Origin of the sequence: Anaerococcus urinomassiliensis, from assembly GCF_900128425.1 — a bacterium.
Taxonomy (GTDB): Bacteria; Bacillota; Clostridia; order Tissierellales; family Peptoniphilaceae; genus Anaerococcus; species Anaerococcus urinomassiliensis.
Window position 1 is genome coordinate 1,671,175 of record NZ_LT635782.1, and the last position, 16,658, is coordinate 1,687,832.

General features: G+C 33.8%; 16 protein-coding genes and 1 pseudogene. 4 read left to right on the forward strand and 13 right to left on the reverse strand.

Features of this window, described 5'->3' with window-relative positions; translation table 11 throughout:
* Positions 1-220 precede the first annotated feature (220 nt).
* Positions 221-1,409 (forward strand): annotated as a pseudogene (locus tag BQ7474_RS11140) (IS256 family transposase).
* A gap of 266 nt (positions 1,410-1,675) precedes the next feature.
* Here BQ7474_RS11140 and BQ7474_RS08865 read toward each other — a convergent pair.
* Positions 1,676-2,023: a DUF3784 domain-containing protein gene (locus BQ7474_RS08865; RefSeq protein ID WP_073998492.1), complete on the reverse strand. Its 348-nt coding sequence runs from the start codon at positions 2,021-2,023 to the stop codon at positions 1,676-1,678.
* A 735-nt stretch (positions 2,024-2,758) separates the two neighbouring features.
* Here BQ7474_RS08865 and BQ7474_RS10785 point away from each other — a divergent pair.
* Both BQ7474_RS10785 and BQ7474_RS10790 read left to right on the forward strand, forming a co-directional pair.
* Positions 2,759-3,307 (forward strand): transposase, encoded by a 549-nt coding sequence (locus BQ7474_RS10785; RefSeq protein WP_073998493.1) that lies wholly within the window; start codon positions 2,759-2,761, stop codon positions 3,305-3,307.
* Complete coding sequence (locus BQ7474_RS10790) at positions 3,243-3,947, forward strand: transposase (RefSeq protein ID WP_218188986.1); 705 nt, start codon at positions 3,243-3,245, stop codon at positions 3,945-3,947. The genes BQ7474_RS10785 and BQ7474_RS10790 overlap by 65 nt, the downstream gene beginning before the upstream one ends.
* Positions 3,948-4,198: 251 nt before the next feature.
* Here BQ7474_RS10790 and tnpA read toward each other — a convergent pair whose 3' ends face one another.
* The 5 genes from tnpA to tkt form a co-directional block, all read right to left on the reverse strand.
* Positions 4,199-4,669: an IS200/IS605 family transposase gene (gene tnpA, locus BQ7474_RS08885; RefSeq protein WP_143180002.1), complete on the reverse strand. Its 471-nt coding sequence runs from the start codon at positions 4,667-4,669 to the stop codon at positions 4,199-4,201.
* Between the two features lie 205 nt (positions 4,670-4,874).
* Entirely contained in the window at positions 4,875-5,792 is a 918-nt protein-coding gene (locus BQ7474_RS08890) for a DMT family transporter (RefSeq protein WP_073998834.1), read from the reverse strand.
* 11 nt (positions 5,793-5,803) lie between these two features.
* The gene (locus BQ7474_RS08895; protein WP_073998496.1) at positions 5,804-6,361 is read right to left on the reverse strand and encodes a chromate transporter; all 558 of its coding nucleotides are present in this window, start codon (positions 6,359-6,361) and stop codon (positions 5,804-5,806) included.
* Entirely contained in the window at positions 6,351-6,911 is a 561-nt protein-coding gene (locus BQ7474_RS08900; RefSeq protein WP_073998497.1) for a chromate transporter, read from the reverse strand. Before BQ7474_RS08900 ends, BQ7474_RS08895 begins: the two co-directional genes overlap by 11 nt.
* Before the next feature lie 116 nt (positions 6,912-7,027).
* Positions 7,028-9,019 carry a transketolase gene (gene tkt / locus BQ7474_RS08905; protein ID WP_073998498.1) on the reverse strand — a complete coding sequence of 664 codons (1,992 nt, stop codon included), beginning with the start codon at positions 9,017-9,019 and terminating at the stop codon, positions 7,028-7,030.
* Between the two features lie 126 nt (positions 9,020-9,145).
* Here tkt and BQ7474_RS08910 point away from each other — a divergent pair, with 126 nt between their 5' ends.
* Positions 9,146-9,793 carry a YczE/YyaS/YitT family protein gene (locus BQ7474_RS08910; protein ID WP_073998499.1) on the forward strand — a complete coding sequence of 216 codons (648 nt, stop codon included), beginning with the start codon at positions 9,146-9,148 and terminating at the stop codon, positions 9,791-9,793.
* A gap of 31 nt (positions 9,794-9,824) precedes the next feature.
* Here the strand turns inward: BQ7474_RS08910 and fsa are convergent, their stop codons facing one another.
* The 7 genes from fsa to BQ7474_RS08945 form a co-directional block, all read right to left on the reverse strand.
* Positions 9,825-10,478, reverse strand: coding sequence for a fructose-6-phosphate aldolase (gene fsa / locus BQ7474_RS08915; RefSeq protein WP_073998500.1), 654 nt, complete (start codon positions 10,476-10,478; stop codon positions 9,825-9,827).
* Positions 10,475-11,518, reverse strand: a complete 1,044-nt coding sequence (locus BQ7474_RS08920) for an aldose epimerase family protein (RefSeq protein WP_049944419.1) — start codon at positions 11,516-11,518, stop codon at positions 10,475-10,477. The genes fsa and BQ7474_RS08920 overlap by 4 nt, the downstream gene beginning before the upstream one ends.
* A gap of 1 nt (position 11,519) precedes the next feature.
* Positions 11,520-13,013: a xylulokinase gene (gene xylB, locus BQ7474_RS08925; protein WP_073998501.1), complete on the reverse strand. Its 1,494-nt coding sequence runs from the start codon at positions 13,011-13,013 to the stop codon at positions 11,520-11,522.
* Between the two features lie 164 nt (positions 13,014-13,177).
* Complete coding sequence (gene xylA / locus BQ7474_RS08930) at positions 13,178-14,485, reverse strand: xylose isomerase (RefSeq protein ID WP_073998502.1); 1,308 nt, start codon at positions 14,483-14,485, stop codon at positions 13,178-13,180.
* Positions 14,486-14,620: 135 nt separating this feature from the next.
* Positions 14,621-15,040, reverse strand: coding sequence for a PTS sugar transporter subunit IIA (locus BQ7474_RS08935; RefSeq protein WP_073998503.1), 420 nt, complete (start codon positions 15,038-15,040; stop codon positions 14,621-14,623).
* Positions 15,041-15,055: 15 nt separating this feature from the next.
* Positions 15,056-15,874 (reverse strand): PTS system mannose/fructose/sorbose family transporter subunit IID, encoded by an 819-nt coding sequence (locus BQ7474_RS08940; protein WP_073998504.1) that lies wholly within the window; start codon positions 15,872-15,874, stop codon positions 15,056-15,058.
* Positions 15,867-16,646: a PTS mannose/fructose/sorbose/N-acetylgalactosamine transporter subunit IIC gene (locus BQ7474_RS08945; protein WP_073998505.1), complete on the reverse strand. Its 780-nt coding sequence runs from the start codon at positions 16,644-16,646 to the stop codon at positions 15,867-15,869. Before BQ7474_RS08945 ends, BQ7474_RS08940 begins: the two co-directional genes overlap by 8 nt.
* Between the last annotated feature and the right edge of the window lie 12 nt (positions 16,647-16,658).

Below are 16,658 nucleotides of genomic sequence, written 5' to 3' on the forward strand. Positions count from 1 at the left end.
TTTATAATAAGATAAAGTTTATAACAAGTGGAAATGTTTTCACGCTAGTGAAATGATTTGCACTATTCTGTGATTTGTTGATTTGTTTTTTAATTAAGCAGTTTTATATTTTATGATTTATAATTTCTGATAAAGACCATATAATTGTGTAAAAAAAGGCCATTTGAAACCCAAACTAGTGCAATGTTTTTAACCAACAAAAACAACTAGGAGCAATCAAATGACCCAATTACCCTTTACAATTAATCAAGAAGAAATACAAAATTTAGTTAATGCATCTGTAGATAATAAAATTGCTAAATCTATATTAACAAAAGGTTTTAATGAACTTATGAAAAAAGAGAGGGTTTGATACTTAAAAACGAAGCTTACCAAAGGTATCCTAATAGAAGTACTTATCATTATGGCTACTATGAACGTTACTATACAATAAAAATAAGAACATTAACTTTAAGAGTGCCTAGAACAAGAGATGGCAATTGCTCAACAGAAGTTTTTGAAAGATATCAGCGAAATGAAAAAGCTCTACTCTCAACAATTCTAGAAAGGTATGTACAGGTAGTATCAACAAGAAAAAGTATACAAGATAATAGAAAATATGCGTGGTAAAATATACTCCAAATGCTTTGTATTATATTTAACTAAAGATCTTGACTAAGAAGTGAAACTATGTAGAAGCAGTGACCTAAGCACAATAAAATATCCTATATAATTGTAGATGTAATATAAATAGAAGTTAGAGAAAACAATCGAGTAGTATCAGAAGATTGTCATAATGCAATAGGAATAAATGAAAAAGAAAATATAGAAATCATAGGCTTCGACCTAAGTTATAGTGAAAGTGAATATTCATGGATAAATTTCTTTTAATATTTAAAAGCCATAGAACTATCTGGACTTAAAATGGTAATATCAGATGCTCACAAAGGTCTAGTAAAAGCAATAAAGGAAACATTCGTAAATGTAATATGGCAAAGATGTCAGGTACATTTCTTAAGAAATATCCTATCAAAAGCACCAAAGAAAAACACTGAAGACTTTAGAACTGATATAAAAGCACTATTTGAAATCCAGGATATAAACATAGCAAGAAAAATGAAAGACGAGATATTCTTAAAATACGAAAGCGAAAAGAAATTCCAAAACTCTTTAAACACCTTAGATGAAGGATTTGAAGATGCCTTTGCATATTTAGCTAATGATGTAATTCATAGTAGACTTAGGTCAACCAATTGCTTAGAAAGATTAAATCAAGAAGTTAGAAGACGAGAAAAAGTCGTTAGGATATTCCCTAATGAAGATTAAGCTATGCGTTTAATAACTAGCCAGTCGGCTTTGGGAGACCAATCCTCATTGATATCAATGAGGACCTCCTAACATCTTCTAAAATGTATATTAGAATGAAATAGTAAATATTGTGCTAGTTTAATTTACACAATATTATGGACTTGACTAGAACACCCTTATGCAAGAGTATTCTTTGAATAAAGAACAATTTTCTGACCTTGTTCAGTATAGAAAAAACTATGAAAATTATTATGGAAAAGAAGTGGAGATGGTCTGTAAATAATTTTGTGTATCAACCTAAATTCTGATATATGATATGTACCCTCTTTACTGGTCACCCTAGTAAGGAGGGATTTTTATACACAAAATGTTTCAAAGCTTCTAGGCATTATTTTCTTACAGAATAATTAACAACAACTATTCCTAAAATCGTAATTATTCCAAACAACACCCATGCTCCCATAAGAATATCATTATAAAGCTTAATATTCTTAACAAAAAAACTAGACAAAAAGGCAATAACTAAAGGTATACTCATTATAAAAGTCATTTTTTTGACTTTAGATAGATATCCTTTTCTTATTAGCTCTTCTTTCTTGTCTTCTTCCATAGTATTAAATCCTGCTATAATATTTCCATTTGTCTTATCTATCATATATGAAGAAAATAATGTTAAAATAATCGGTATCAATAAAACTATTTTAACAGTAATATCTTTGGGATCCGCTAAATTCATATGTAAATCACTGCCCTTCAAAAGTCAAAATATTATTTCCGTTTAAAATAGAAAATATCATTGTATACTCATTATACTCCTCAGGTTTTAAATCAGTAAGTATCTTTCTTCATGCATATTTCCAGAGTCTATAATTACATTTGGTTCTGTATACTTTTTTATATTATTCTCCTTGAATTTATTTAATACATATACTAGACTACGTTAATCAACATTTTTATATTATTAATAATTACAAAACATATTAATCCCCCATTCTCCGAATCGATTATAATGATTAATAAATAAGAATCTATAATTTAAAGGTAACAAATCATTATTCAGTAATACAATTACACAAATAGCTAATTCATAAATCATAACCAAAAATTGTAAATGTCAACCGAAAATTGGTCCACAGTTATTATCGAAAAGTGGTCCACATATAGTAAAGATATTGACCACACTTGTCCTTTCCCCTAGGGGAAAGACTTTTTACATATATTTCATATATTCTTTGACCACTCCATTGTATCTTCCATCATATAAGATTTTTCTCTAGACATATCCATAATATGGGCCCTATGAGCAAGTCTATCNTCAGAAGCAATATTCTCATCAAGAGCAATTGAAAAATCTTGTAAATATGATTTAAGAATAAAATATTTACTAGATTCACAACAAGCACCTGACCATAGTACAATAAACAGATTTAGGCAAAAAATAGTAGAATTAGCACCAGATTTACTAAATCAAATGGTGCAAATACTAATAGAAGAAAAACAAATAGATCTATCAAGTATATACATAGATGGAACAAAAATAGAAGCCTACGCCAATAGATATAGCTTTGTATGGAGAGGAAGCATAGAAAAGTGGCAAGAAAAACTAAGGATGAGAATAATAAAACACTTCAATTTAAACAAAGACCTAACTGCAAGCCAAGTATTAGAAGTAGTAAAAATAGTATTTAATCAAGTTAGTAAAGAATGCATAGAAAAGAAAATCAACTTTGTATTTGGACAAGGCAAAAGAAAACATCAGCTTCAGCGTGAGTATGAAATGCTAAAAGATTGGAAAAGCAAACTAGAAACTTACCAGAAACATCTAGAAATAATGGGCGATTACAGAAACTCCTACTCAAAAACAGACCATGATGCAACCTTTATGAGAATGAAAGAAGACCACATGAGAAATGGTCAACTAAAGCCAGCATATAATGAACTAGCCCGTCCGGCTCGTGGAGGACCTAGCAAGTGCCTCAGGCTTCATCATAGGAGAAAATGTATCCCATCACCCATCTGATATGTATACGCTAAAACCATTCTTAACAAAACTACTAAAAAGTTACCCAAACAAACTAGACAAAGTAGTAGCAGATGCAGGATATGAAAGCGAAGAAAACTATGTATATCTTGCAGAAAATAACTTAACATCCTACATAAAGCCATCAAACTATGAACAATCCAAAACACGAAAATATAAAAAAGAACAAGAATTCAGGAAAAGCCTAGTCTATGATGAAAATCAAGACAAATACATATCAGAAGAAGGTAAAGAATTCATAAGATGCAATGACAGATATAGAAAAAGAAAAAATGGATATGTAACAACCACAAAAGTCTACAGGTGTTTCCATTGGAACAAAGATGGACAAAAAACTAAAGGCATCTACATATCAGAAACATTCCAAAAATATAGGAAAGAATCATTAGAAAACATAATATCCGACCAAGGAATAGAAGAAAGACTAAACAGGTCTATTCAAGCTGAGGGAGCATTTTCTAAAATAAAATCAGGGCTAAACTACAACAGATTCCATCATAGAGGAAAAGCAAATATAATAAGTGAAATATGCCTTTTATCAATAGCGCTCAACTTAAATAAACTGGCATCCAAAATAGAAAACAAAAACTTAGAAATCATAAAATACAAAGCTGCTTAAGAAAAAAACATTAATTTCATAAGCTCTATTAAGTGACCCTATTTTTAAGAAAAATGTGGAAAAGTTCACTCATATCTTAAAAAACTCTATAAAAATTAATGGCTTGATACAGATATACAAGAATCAAAACTACCAGCTTAGCTGGTAGTTTGCACAGCGCCTATAAGGCGCGAATACCGGAACGCCCCTATTGGAGCTGTCGAATATTCCATCACATGCACCACTTTCCCAACTACTGCTTAAGCAGTTTTCTATTTGTTTTTATTTACTGACTTTCCCGTAAACGGGTCATAGTATTCCTTTATACTTATTTGGTCTGTATAATAGTCTTCTTTTAATTGATTTTGTATATATTCTTTTATTTTCTTTTCATTTCTGCCTACTGTATCAACATAGTATCCTCTAAACCAAAAGTGTCTGTTTCCATATTTATATTTTAAGTTGGCATGTCTATCGAATATTATCAGTGAACTTTTTCCTTTTAAATATCCCATAATTTGTGATATTGAATATTTGGGTGGTATTTCTACCAGCATATGGACATGATCAGGACACAGCTCTGCTTCTATTACTTTTTTTTCTTTTCTTGGACATAATTCTCGAAGTATGCTTCCTATATCTTTACTTAATTGCCTATATATTACTTGTCTTCTATATTTTGGTGCAAATACTATATGATATTTGCATCTCCGGCTTGTATGTGATAAAGTATTTTTATCCACGATTACCTCCTTATTTAATTGTGCATGTGACTATCACAATTATACTTTAAGGAGGTTTTCTTGGTGCTTGAAGCTAAAGCTAAATGCCTCCACCTGCATAGCAGGTGGTTTTTTGTTTCGCTCTCTTTCGTTCGCTCAACTCACTTAAGTGGACAGTAAAAAAAGTGATGAGCAGAATAGATTTACCTATTCTGCAACATCACCTTTAATTCTTCCTATATTTTCTAATATCTACATTCAAAACCAAAGAGCCTAAAATTACTAAGACCAATCCCAAAAATAAATTTCTTGTAAAAGATTCACCAAGAATTATTACTGAAAGTACCGATCCAAATATTGGGATAAATAGCTTGTACATACCCATTTCATTAGCAGAGTGATATTTAAGAACTGTATTCCAAATCACATATGCCGTTGCCGAAATAAAGGCTCCGTATACTAATAAGAAAGCTGCTCTGGGGGTAAAGTCCAAGCCTTGAGGATAGAGGATTTTCCCTATGATGATTAGGGGTATGGACCCTATAATAAATTGGGATGCTGTAACCAAGTACTCATTTTGGTTCTTGCCATTTTTCCTTACATAAACCGAAGATAGGGCATTGAAAAACGTCGATAAGAGGATTAGTCCCTCACCCATGGGGTTGAAATTTGTACCCATGTCTCTTATTCCACCATTTACAACAATTATCCCTAAAGTACCAAGGACTATGGCAAAAATAGTTTTGGGGTGAACTTTTTCAGTGGGCAAAATCAGCAAAGAAATCAAAACTACCATAAAGGCGTTGGTTGATTGGATGATTGCCGCCTTGACCCCAGCTGTGTTTGATAGAGCGATATAATATATGAGGTACTGGACAAAGGTCTGGGTTAAGGAAAGAGTTAAAATATACTTATAGCTTATATCCTCTTTTACTATTTTTTCTTTATTAAAAGCTTTCAAATAAACAAAGCCTAATACTCCAGCCAGGAAAAATCTAATTCCTGCAATGAAAAGTTGAGCTCCAGTATCTGCTCTACCAACTCCAAGTTCAAGGTAGGTTGTCTTTATAGTTGGAATAGCCGACCCCCACAAAAGCATGGATATGAGAGTTGCTATTATAGCGATTTTCTTATTTTTTAACATTTCTTCCATTTCTAAAAAATTAATACCGATACCAAAAGATACAGTCCTCCACTAGCTAGCATTAGTTTGATAGGATCTATCTTTGTCTTTAGCATAAGGGCAAAAGCAAGGATGAAAATCCCTAGCATCAAGTAATCCATATTTGCAAATGCTACAAGCTCTTCTCCAAAAAATGCCGTCTTAAGTATTTGCACACCTGCTATCAGGATCATAGATACTATGGCAGGTCTCAAAAAGTATAAAATATTTGACATCACATCTATGTTTTTATATTTCTTATAAAAATATGAGATTGTCCCTACAATTATAGCAGACGGCAATACACAACCAAGGGTCGCAGCCAAGGCTCCTGGAAAACCAGCAATCCTAGTACCTACAAAGGTTGCAGAATTTATAGCAATAGGTCCTGGAGTCATCTGACTAATTGTGATTAAGTCGTTGAATTCACCTAGACTTAGCCAGCTATTTAACTCAACCACTTCTTCTTGGATTACAGGCAAGGCTGCATATCCACCGCCAAAAGAGAAGAGACCAATCTTTAAAAAGCTTATAAATAATTTAAGCAGCATGGTTCCTCCTTGCTAGAGTATAAATTACTCCAATTACTATAAGGCTCCCTATGATATAAATGACATTTACATCAAAGAAATATCCCAAGATAAAACTAATTAGCATAATTCCTATAACAAGAGGAGACTTCTCCTTTAGAAGGTCACGACCCATATCGATTACAACCTTGATAATCAAGGCTCCAACCCCTGCCTGCATACCCTTAAGGAAAAGTGCTATATATTTATTAGTAATAAAAGCCTGGTAGGCCAGTGAAATCAAACTTATTATTATAAGGGGAGGAATAATAGTACCAAGAATTGCCACAAACATACCAGCAAGACCCAAAGTTTCATAGCCTACGACAACTGCCGCATTTACAGCAACAGCGCCAGGCGCAGATTGGGCAATAGCTGTCATATCAAGCATCTCATCTTTGGAAATCCAACCCAATTTTTCTACAAATGTCTCTTTCATAAGAGACAAAATAACATAACCCCCACCAAAAGTGAAAGCTGAAAGATAGAGGGTGGATTTAAATAATTCCCATAATTTATTTTTTTCTTTCATAACGCCTCATTTCTACTAAGTCTTACACAATTATGATACCATAAAACTTCTCCCAATTATATTTTGATAAAAAACACCTCCAAAATTAACCTTTGGAGGTGAGATTTATAGGTGTTTTACTTGAAGAACTTTTGATTAATTTTTTCGGCAACTTTTTCAGGAGTAAAGCCAAATTCAGCTGTTACTTCTTCTCCTTTGCCTGATATACCAAAGCTATCTATGCCGATGTTTAGGCCGTCAGTGCCTGTCCATTCTGCCCAGCCGAAGGTTGATGCCATTTCTATGGATACTTTCTTAGCTTCTTTTGGTAGGACTTCTTCTTTGTAAGCTTCATCTTGTTCTCTGAATAGTTCCATACTTGGCATTGATACTACTCTTATCTTTTTGCCATCGCTTTCAAGTTTTTCTTTTACTTTTAAGGCAAGGTCCACTTCTGAACCTGTTGCTATGAGTATTAGATCTGGAGCTTCAGAAGAGTCACTTATGATGTAGGCTCCCTTTTCAATACCTTCTATGTTTTCTGTTTCTTTTAGATTTGTAAGGTTTTGGCGGGTTAGAGCCATTACTACTGGTCTATCCTTGCTCTCAAGAGCTATCTTCCAAGCAAGTCTTGTTTCGTTTCCATCTGCTGGTCTTAGTGTGATGGTGTTTGGTATTGACCTAATCATTGCTAATTGTTCGATTGGTTGGTGGGTTGGTCCATCTTCTCCTACTGCTACAGAGTCGTGGGTCATAACATAGGTTAGTGGCAATTTTGATAATGCTGATAGTCTAATTGCTGGTTTCAAATAGTCGGTAAATACGAAAAATGTTGAAACATGATGCCATGTTCCACCGTGAGCTATGATACCATTTCCTATGGCTGCCATAGCAAATTCACGTACTCCGTACCAAATGTTGCGTCCTTCTGGACTTTTGTCTGTGAATGCTACTGTGTCTTTGATATTTGTCTTGTTTGATGAGAATAGGTCAGCTGATCCACCCCAGAAGTTTGGTGTGATTTTTGCTAAATCTTGGATGATTTCACCATTTGATGCACGGCTTGCAAGGGCCTTATCGTCAGCGGAATATTTTTTGACTTCATCTATGAAGTTTTCTGGCAATTCTCTATTGATACCTGCCATTAGATTTTTGTAATCTTCTGGATATTTTTCTTGGTATTTCTTTAGTAATTCATCCCATTTTTGCATTGCTTCTTGGCCAGTTTTTCCTATGCCATCTGCAAAAGTTTGATAAATGTCATCTGGAACTGTAAAGTCATCTTCTGCCCAATCGTAGATTTCTTTGGCCTTGATGAAGTCTTCTTCACCTATTGGTGCACCGTGAACTTTGTTTGTTCCTTGGTTTGCTGAGCCGTAGCCAATGACTGTCTTGATTTCAATAATTGTTGGTCCATGATGATTAGCTTTTGCCTCATCAATAGCTTTGTAAATCTCTTCTAAATCTCTACCATTTTCTACACGTAGATAGTTCCAATGTAAAGCTTCTGCACGTTTTTTCATATCATCAGAGAAAGATGTGCTTGTTGCCCCGTCTAGGCAAACATCATTTGAATCATATAAAAGTATTAATTTTGATAGATTCAAGTGTCCTGCCAAGCTCATTGCTTCGTAGGATATGCCTTCCATTAGGTCACCGTCACCACAAAGTGCGTAGGTGTAGTGGTCTATGATTTGGGCATCTTCTTTATTGTATAAGGCTTCTAGGTGTTTTTCTGCAATGGCAAGGCCTACAGCTTGGGCTATACCTTGACCAAGAGGGCCTGTTGTGACTTCAACTCCATCAATATGACCACGTTCAGGATGTCCGGCAGTCTTTGCCTTAAGCTGTCTAAAGTCCTTGAGGTCATCAATACTTACATCATAGCCTGCAAGATGAAGCATAGAATATAGCATAGCAGATCCATGGCCAGCTGATAATACGAATCTGTCGCGATCAAACCATGTAGAATTCTTTGGATTGGCCTTCAAAAATTTATTCCATAAAACATAGGCCATTGGTGCTGCTCCCATAGGTAGACCAGGGTGACCACTGTTTGCTTTTTCAATTTGTGCAATGGAAAGTGCACGGATGGCACTTACCGCTCTATCATCATTTTTATTAAACATGTAAACTCCTTACTAAAACTAAAAGTGTAACTAATATAATCATACCATAAATATTTTATTTTTGATAAGAGCAAATCGATAGCTTTTGTGATATACTAATAACATCTGACAAAAAAGGAGAATGTTATGCCGCCTAAAACAAAAGATTTGCTCAAAAGAATCATAATATCTATTATTGGCACATTTATGATTGCCGTAACTATTGGGATTATGCGAATCCTTGCCCTTGGGGTTGACCCATTTACATCATTTATCCTTGGTATATGCAATATGACCCATACTCCATTTAGAATCATCTATCCAATCATAAATGGACTAATACTAATCTTTATATTTTTCTTAAACAGGTCTATGATTGGTTGGGGAACTCTCATCAATTTGATCCTAATAGGACCTGTAGCAGATTACTCTGCCAATGTTTTTGCGAATATATACACCAATCCTACATTCGCATCAAAGGTTGTAATACTAATCCTTGCTACCATGGTAATGGCAATGAACGTTTCACTTTATGCAAGCACTGATATAGGTGTATCAGCATATGATTCCCTATTTATTACCATCAATAAAAGAAAACCAAATATGAGCCTTGGCAAAGCAAGAATACTCACAGATACAATCAGTGTCATAGTTGGATTCATAGGCAAGGCTGCCCTTGGCATCGGAACCATACTAAATGTTCTAATCATGGGACCTTTGGTTGAATTCTTCACAAAAACTACAACCAAATCGATCTTAAAAGTCTTTGGTGTAAAGGCTGCCAATATAGAATAAGGATGAGAGCAAGTCTCATCCTCTTTTGTTTCTATTTATTTCTAGCTTCAAATTTTTCCCAGTCTTTGACAAAGGCATCTATGCCTGCTGTGGTCAATGGATGAGTCCACAATTTCTCAAATAATGAACCTGGAATAGTTGCTATGTGTGCACCTGCTAGAGCAGCTTCTTCTAGATGGTTGATGTGTCTAATACTTGCTGCGATTATTTCTGATTCGTAACCATATATATCGATTACATCACGAAGAGATGCAACAAGCTCTGCTCCGTTTTCTCCCATATCATCAATTCTTCCCATAAATGGAGAAATATATGTTGCCCCTGCTTTCATAGCCATAATTCCTTGGGAAAGGGAAAATATCAATGTACAATTTGTCTTAATACCTTCCATTGATAGGGTGTGTATAGCCTTAAGACCATCCTCTGTCATAGGGATCTTTACAACTATATTCTCAGACCACTTAGCCAAATCACGAGCTTGGTCAACCATCCCTTCATAGTCATAGCAAGTAACTTCAGCAGAAACAGGTCCATCAACTATCTTTGAGATCTCGCTAACAACTTCCTTAAAATCTCTACCCTCTTTGTTAATCAAAGAAGGATTAGTAGTAACCCCATCACAAAGCCCCAGATCGTTAACTCTTTTGATTTCATCTACATTTGCAGTGTCCAAGAAAAACTTCATTTTGCCTCCTTTGTATTTTCATTCCTTTTTGCCTTCACCTTATACACAGTTTTTGAATAGAACTCATTTCCCTTCTTAAGTATTATATTCCCAAAATCTTCGTGATTTATAGCATCTGGAAACAATTGTGTTTCTAGCGCAATTCCTTGGTGTTTACAAAGATCCATTGAGGAATCCTCATTTATTTTATTTAGAGTATAAACTATTAAACAAGTCCTATCTGTATTAATTTCTAGATTAATGTTTTTTGAAGGATTTTCTAAAATAACAGGATTGGTATTATCTAGTACATATATAGTATCCAAACCCTTATTTTTCAATACTTCAGGGTGATTGCTTTCAAATATTTTTTCCATCCTGACAGTTTTGTTAAAATATATATCTGTCCCTAGTGCTGATTGTCTTTTTCCATTTGGACTACTATCATCATTTGTTTCTAATATTTCTGTGGAGGGTATTGTTAGATAGTGATTCGCAACAGATGATTTTTCTCCATTTAGATTAAAATAAACATGGTTAGTTGGATTTACTATGGTGTCTTTGTTAGAATGTGCCCTATACTCAACAGTCCATTCGTTATCATTATTAAAGCTATGAATTACTTTGATTTCTAAATCACCTGGATAATAATTGTCTTTCTCTTTGTCGAGCAAAGAGAATATCACCTTTATTGCCGAATCGCATTCTTTTATTTCATAAGACCAATTTCTTAAATCATAACCTGATTTGCCACCGTGCAAGTGATTGTTAGCTTCGTTTGCATCTAGGATATAATCAGTATCATTTAAAGTAAATTTAGAATTTGTAATCCTACCTGCCACTCGACCAATAGTTGCTCCAAAGTAATAGGACCTATTATTTATAAGTTGGTCAATGTTTTTATATGATAAAACAATATTACCAATAGATCTTATATTAAATTCATTTATACGAGCCCCAAGGCTCCAAAATACAATTGAATTTCCAAGGTCATTTATAAGTTCAATTTCAGTTACAGGCTCTCCATTAAAAGTTCCTATATTTTTTTCTGTATATTTCATATTAAATCTCTAGAAGTTCTTTGGATATAGCTTTTGTATTTTGGTAAATAGTCTTATATACCTGATAATATTTCTCGTAAACTTGGACATTCTGAGGATTTGGCTGATATTCTTCTTTGTAATTTACAAACTTATTGGCACATTCCCCAAAGTTTTCGTAATATCCCAAGCCTACTGCAGCAATCATAGCAGCGCCAGTTGATGGTCCATTTTCAATCTCTAGAGTGATAATTTTCTTATTTAAAATATCAGCTTGCAATTGCAACCAAATTTTATTTTTGGCGCCTCCACCTACTGATACCAATTGGCTTACATCTTCACCAGGTTCTTTATCAATTATTTCCAAGCTATCTTTAAGAGAAAATGTAATTCCTTCAAGGACTGCTCTTGTAAAGCATGGTAAATCATGAGAGATATCTATTCCCACAAAAGAAGCTCTTATACTGCTATCATTATACGGAGTTCTTTCACCTTGGATGTATGGGGTAAACATCAAACCTTCTGAACCAGGACTAACATTTTCAATCCCCTCTAGAAATTCATCAAATGTCATATTCGATCCAAAAGTCGATTTTAACCAATCAAGACTTTTACCGGCAGCAAGGGTAACTCCCATAGAATAATATGAGCCAGGGATGGCATGGTTGAAGGTATGTAATTTCCCATCTTCATTGCCTGTTAAATTTACCTTGTTGGCCAATACAACTCCTGATGTTCCTATACTTATCATTCCTTTATCATTTGTTGTGATACCTGACCCTACTGCACTAGCTGCATTGTCAGCTGCTCCAGCATAAACTTTCACTTTATTTTTAAGACCTAGTTTTGCCTGTATATCTGGCAAAATATCTCCTACATATCCTATAGATTCCACCAAAGGCGGGAGTATATTTTTATCTATTTCAAATTGATTTGCTATTTCATCTGACCACTCTTTTATATATATATCTAATAATAAAGTACCTGCCGCATCAGAATAGTCCATATTATATTTGCCAGTTAGCCAATATCTTAGATAATCCTTTGGCAAAAGCATATGTTTTACTTTATCCCAAATATCTGCTTCATTTTCTTTAACCCACAAGATTTTAGGGAGGGTGAAACCTTCTAAGGCTATGTTTTTGCTAATATTAACTAGGTCATTTCCATAATTTTCCATTATTTTCTTACATTGCCTAGTTGTCCTAACATCATTCCATAAAATAGCATTTCTTAGAACTTGATTATTTTGATCCAACAATACCAAACTATGCATTTGCCCAGAAAAACTTAAAGCTTCTAAGTCTTTATCAAAATCTTCTATCTTTTTTTCAAGGTCATATATTACATTTATAAAAGCATCTATCCAATCGTGAGGATTTTGTTCACTGAAGCCCTTCTGTGGAATTATTAAGTCATAGGCAGATGAACTTGTTTCTACCAGACTACCATCTACAGTATAGACAGATCCTTTAAGAGAACTAGTCCCCAAATCTACTCCTAATATATATTTCATAAGAATCCTTTCTAGAAAAAAGGGCTGTTGCAAAATATGAATCCTTTATAGTTAATATAAGCTTAATCTTTAAAAACCTATTAATCTATCAATACATAGATATAAGGTTAGAAAGCTCTTATACTAAAAACAATATTCACTATGCAACATCCCTTTAATTTAACTTATACTAAATAATCATTAATTCTTTGTTTTAGATATTCTACATGATATGACTTATTGACAATCTTATCATTCTTCAATGCATATTCTGTAAGTTTTTCAAAGTCTGTTGTTCCGTCTATAATAGATTTACCTAAATCAGACTCAAAACTTTCATATTTTTCATTTAAAATATTCTCAATAAATCCATCCTCTTTCATCTTTGCTGCAGCTAGTAGACCCCTAGCAAATGTATCCATACCAGCAATATGAGCAATCAAAAGGTCTTCTTGGTCAACTGAAGTTCTTCTTACTTTAGCATCAAAGTTAATTCCACCCTTATGAAGTCCTCCGTTTTCTAAGATCTCATACATAGCTAGTGTTGTGTGATACAAATCATATGGGAATTCATCAGTATCCCAACCCAATTGTTCTTCACCATGGTTAGCATCAATAGAACCTAGAGCTCCTTCTGTTCTTGCCACACGCAATTCATGTTCAAAAGTATGACCTGCCAAAGTAGCATGGTTGCCCTCAAGGTTTAACTTAAATCTATCTTTTAAGCCATATTTGTTGATAAAGAATAGTGCAGTTGCAGCATCATAGTCATATTGGTGTCTCATTGGTTCTCTTGGCTTAGGCTCTATTAAGAATTGAACCTTGTGGTCAATCTTATCTGCATAGTCGCAAGCCATATGGAAAAATTTCGCAAGATTTTCTTGTTCCAATTCATAATCTGTGTTAAAGAGCTCTTCATAGCCTTCTCTTCCACCCCAGAAAACATAGTTTTCACCACCAAGTTTTTTAGAAATATCTAGACCTTTTTTAACTTGAGCAGCTGCATATGCATAAACATCTACATTGTTAGTAGTAGCTGCACCATTTAAGTATCTAGGGTGACTAAACATATTAGCAGTATTCCAAAGTAACTTGATGCCAGTTTCATCCATTTTTCCCTTGATTAGATCAGTAATCTCATCAAGATTTGCATAAAACTCTTCTAAAGAATCTCCTTCTGGAGCAATATCAACATCATGGAAGCAGAAGTATTCAACTCCAAGAAGTTCTAGCAATTCAAAAAATGCTTCAACTCTATTTTTTGCAGTCTCCATTGGAGAAGCACCATGCCAATTTCTCTTAGCAGTACCAACTCCAAAAGGATCAGCTCCTTCTTGACCCATAGTATGCCAATAAGCAAGTGCAAATTTAAAATGCTCTTTCATAGGTTTTCCAAGCACTACTTTGTCAGCATCAAAGTAGTGATAAGCAAGAGGATTCTTAGAATCAACCCCTTCAAATTTAACTTTTTCTATTCCTTCAAAATATTTCATTTTTTCTCCTTTTTTTGCTACATATCCTATAAATATAATCTTTTAACCAAGCAATAAAATCATTAGCAAATATAATAAGTCAAACTCTAAATGCCCGATTTATATTTTATTATTGCAGAATAAAATACGTAAGTCTTATTCATCATCTTCATCTAGAGTGTCATTTGAAAGTATTCTATTAACAAATATGATTCCTTCTTTAGATTCATTTATTGCAGTTGTCAGTTCTTCTTCGCTAATATCTCCATTTTGTGTTAGTAGACAAACATTTAATAATAGAGGTAGGTTAACACCAGCAACAACAAAATAATTATTTCTACCTATTTTCTTTGAAAATTCTTGGTTTACCGATCCCCCCATTAAATCAGTAAATACAATAACTTGCTCATCTTCACTTATATTTCCTAAAACATCATCTATAGTTTCATGCAAAGGCTTATCATCTATATAAGCTGGTATAGCAATGATTTCCTTTACAGATGGTAATATATACTCAAGTGTTTCCTTTAAACCTTTTGCTAGATTACTGTGTGAAGCCAAAATAATTTTACTCATTTTTTCTCCTTTGTATTATGGTGCAACGGCTAGGATATTAAAGTAAGAGCCTATTAGGCAAATAGCAATTATACCCATAATAATTTTCAAAAAACTAAACTTTTTCTTCTCCATCAACCAGTATATGAGCATAACTAGTAATACCGGTAAAAAGGCAGGTAGAATAGCATCAAATATTTGCTCTTGTAAATTTAATGTTACATCTCCAAATTTGAATTCCAAGCTTGTATAAACTTTAATAGCTGTTGCAATTAAGCTTCCCACTACTGTAAGACCCATAACTGATGCAGCATCTGTAAATGTAGTTAGCTTGTCAGATAAGTCCGTTACTAATCTAGTACCAGATTTGTATCCAATATCATAAAACTTAAGTCTTAGGAACACTAGAAGTATGTTTAGAGCTATCCAGATAATCGCACCCAACGGATTTCCTTCTAGAGCTAGATATCCTCCTATAGATCCCATTATTGTTGGGTATAAAACCCATAAAATAGAATCTCCTACACCAGCTAACGGACCCATTAGAGATGTTTTTACCGACCTAACAGCATCTAATGACTCTATTCCTTCTTGCTCCTGCATAGCAATGTCAGCTCCTAATATAAGTGGAATTACATATGGAGTAGTATTAAAATATTCGTACTCCACGTCCATTGCTTTCTTGAAATCCTCATCATCAGGATAAATTTTCCTAAGGGTATCGTGAATTGCCCAAGCATATCCTGTTCCTTGTAAAGTTCCATAGTTGATGTTGTTACTTCCAATAAAAGAACACTTTAGAGCAGCCTTCTTATGATCTTTTTCAGTTAAAATTTTATTTTGTTTGTTATTCATCCCAGTCATCTCCCATATTATTATCTATAGCTTGCATATTTTTCCTAGCAATAAGGTTATTGTATGTGTGTAGAGCCATAGCAAAACCTAATATTGATACACCTAGTATTGGCAGTTTCAAATATGCCGAAAATACAAAACCTATTAGTAGAGCCCAAAAATATCTTTTTGTAGGCATATATCTAAGTAGCATTACAACACCAACAACAGGCAACATTCCACCGGCAATATTTAAACCATTTGTTATCCACTCAGGAATAACTTCTACTACAGATTCGACAGCTATTTGTCCCCATAGCACTAGAATTAGCATAGGTATAAAAGCTTGCATTGCAACAAAAAATATAGAAATCCAGTTTATTTTTTTTGAAGCTTCAAATTTTCCTTCATTTAATAATTGTTTAGATTTATTTGTAACCCATGAGTTTAATGTTCTGGTAAGTATATCTAAGTTAATAGCTAGTATTCCTACTGATAGACCAACAGTAATAGATGCACCTAAGTCTACCCCTGTTCTAGCATTTAAATATATAGCAACAACTGTAGCTAATGCATAATCAGGAACTGATGATCCTCCCAGAGCCGCAACCCCTAAACTCATTAATTGGAATGTACCTGCAATATGAAGAGCTGTTGTTAAGTCTCCCATTATTAATCCTGCAATGAGTCCTACTGTTATAGGCCAGTGATTTATTATGGTTATTCCTCTATTATCAATTAGTGCCCACATCGGCAATAGTATTATTAAAATATTTTGTAAAATTTCATTCATTTCTATAAACCT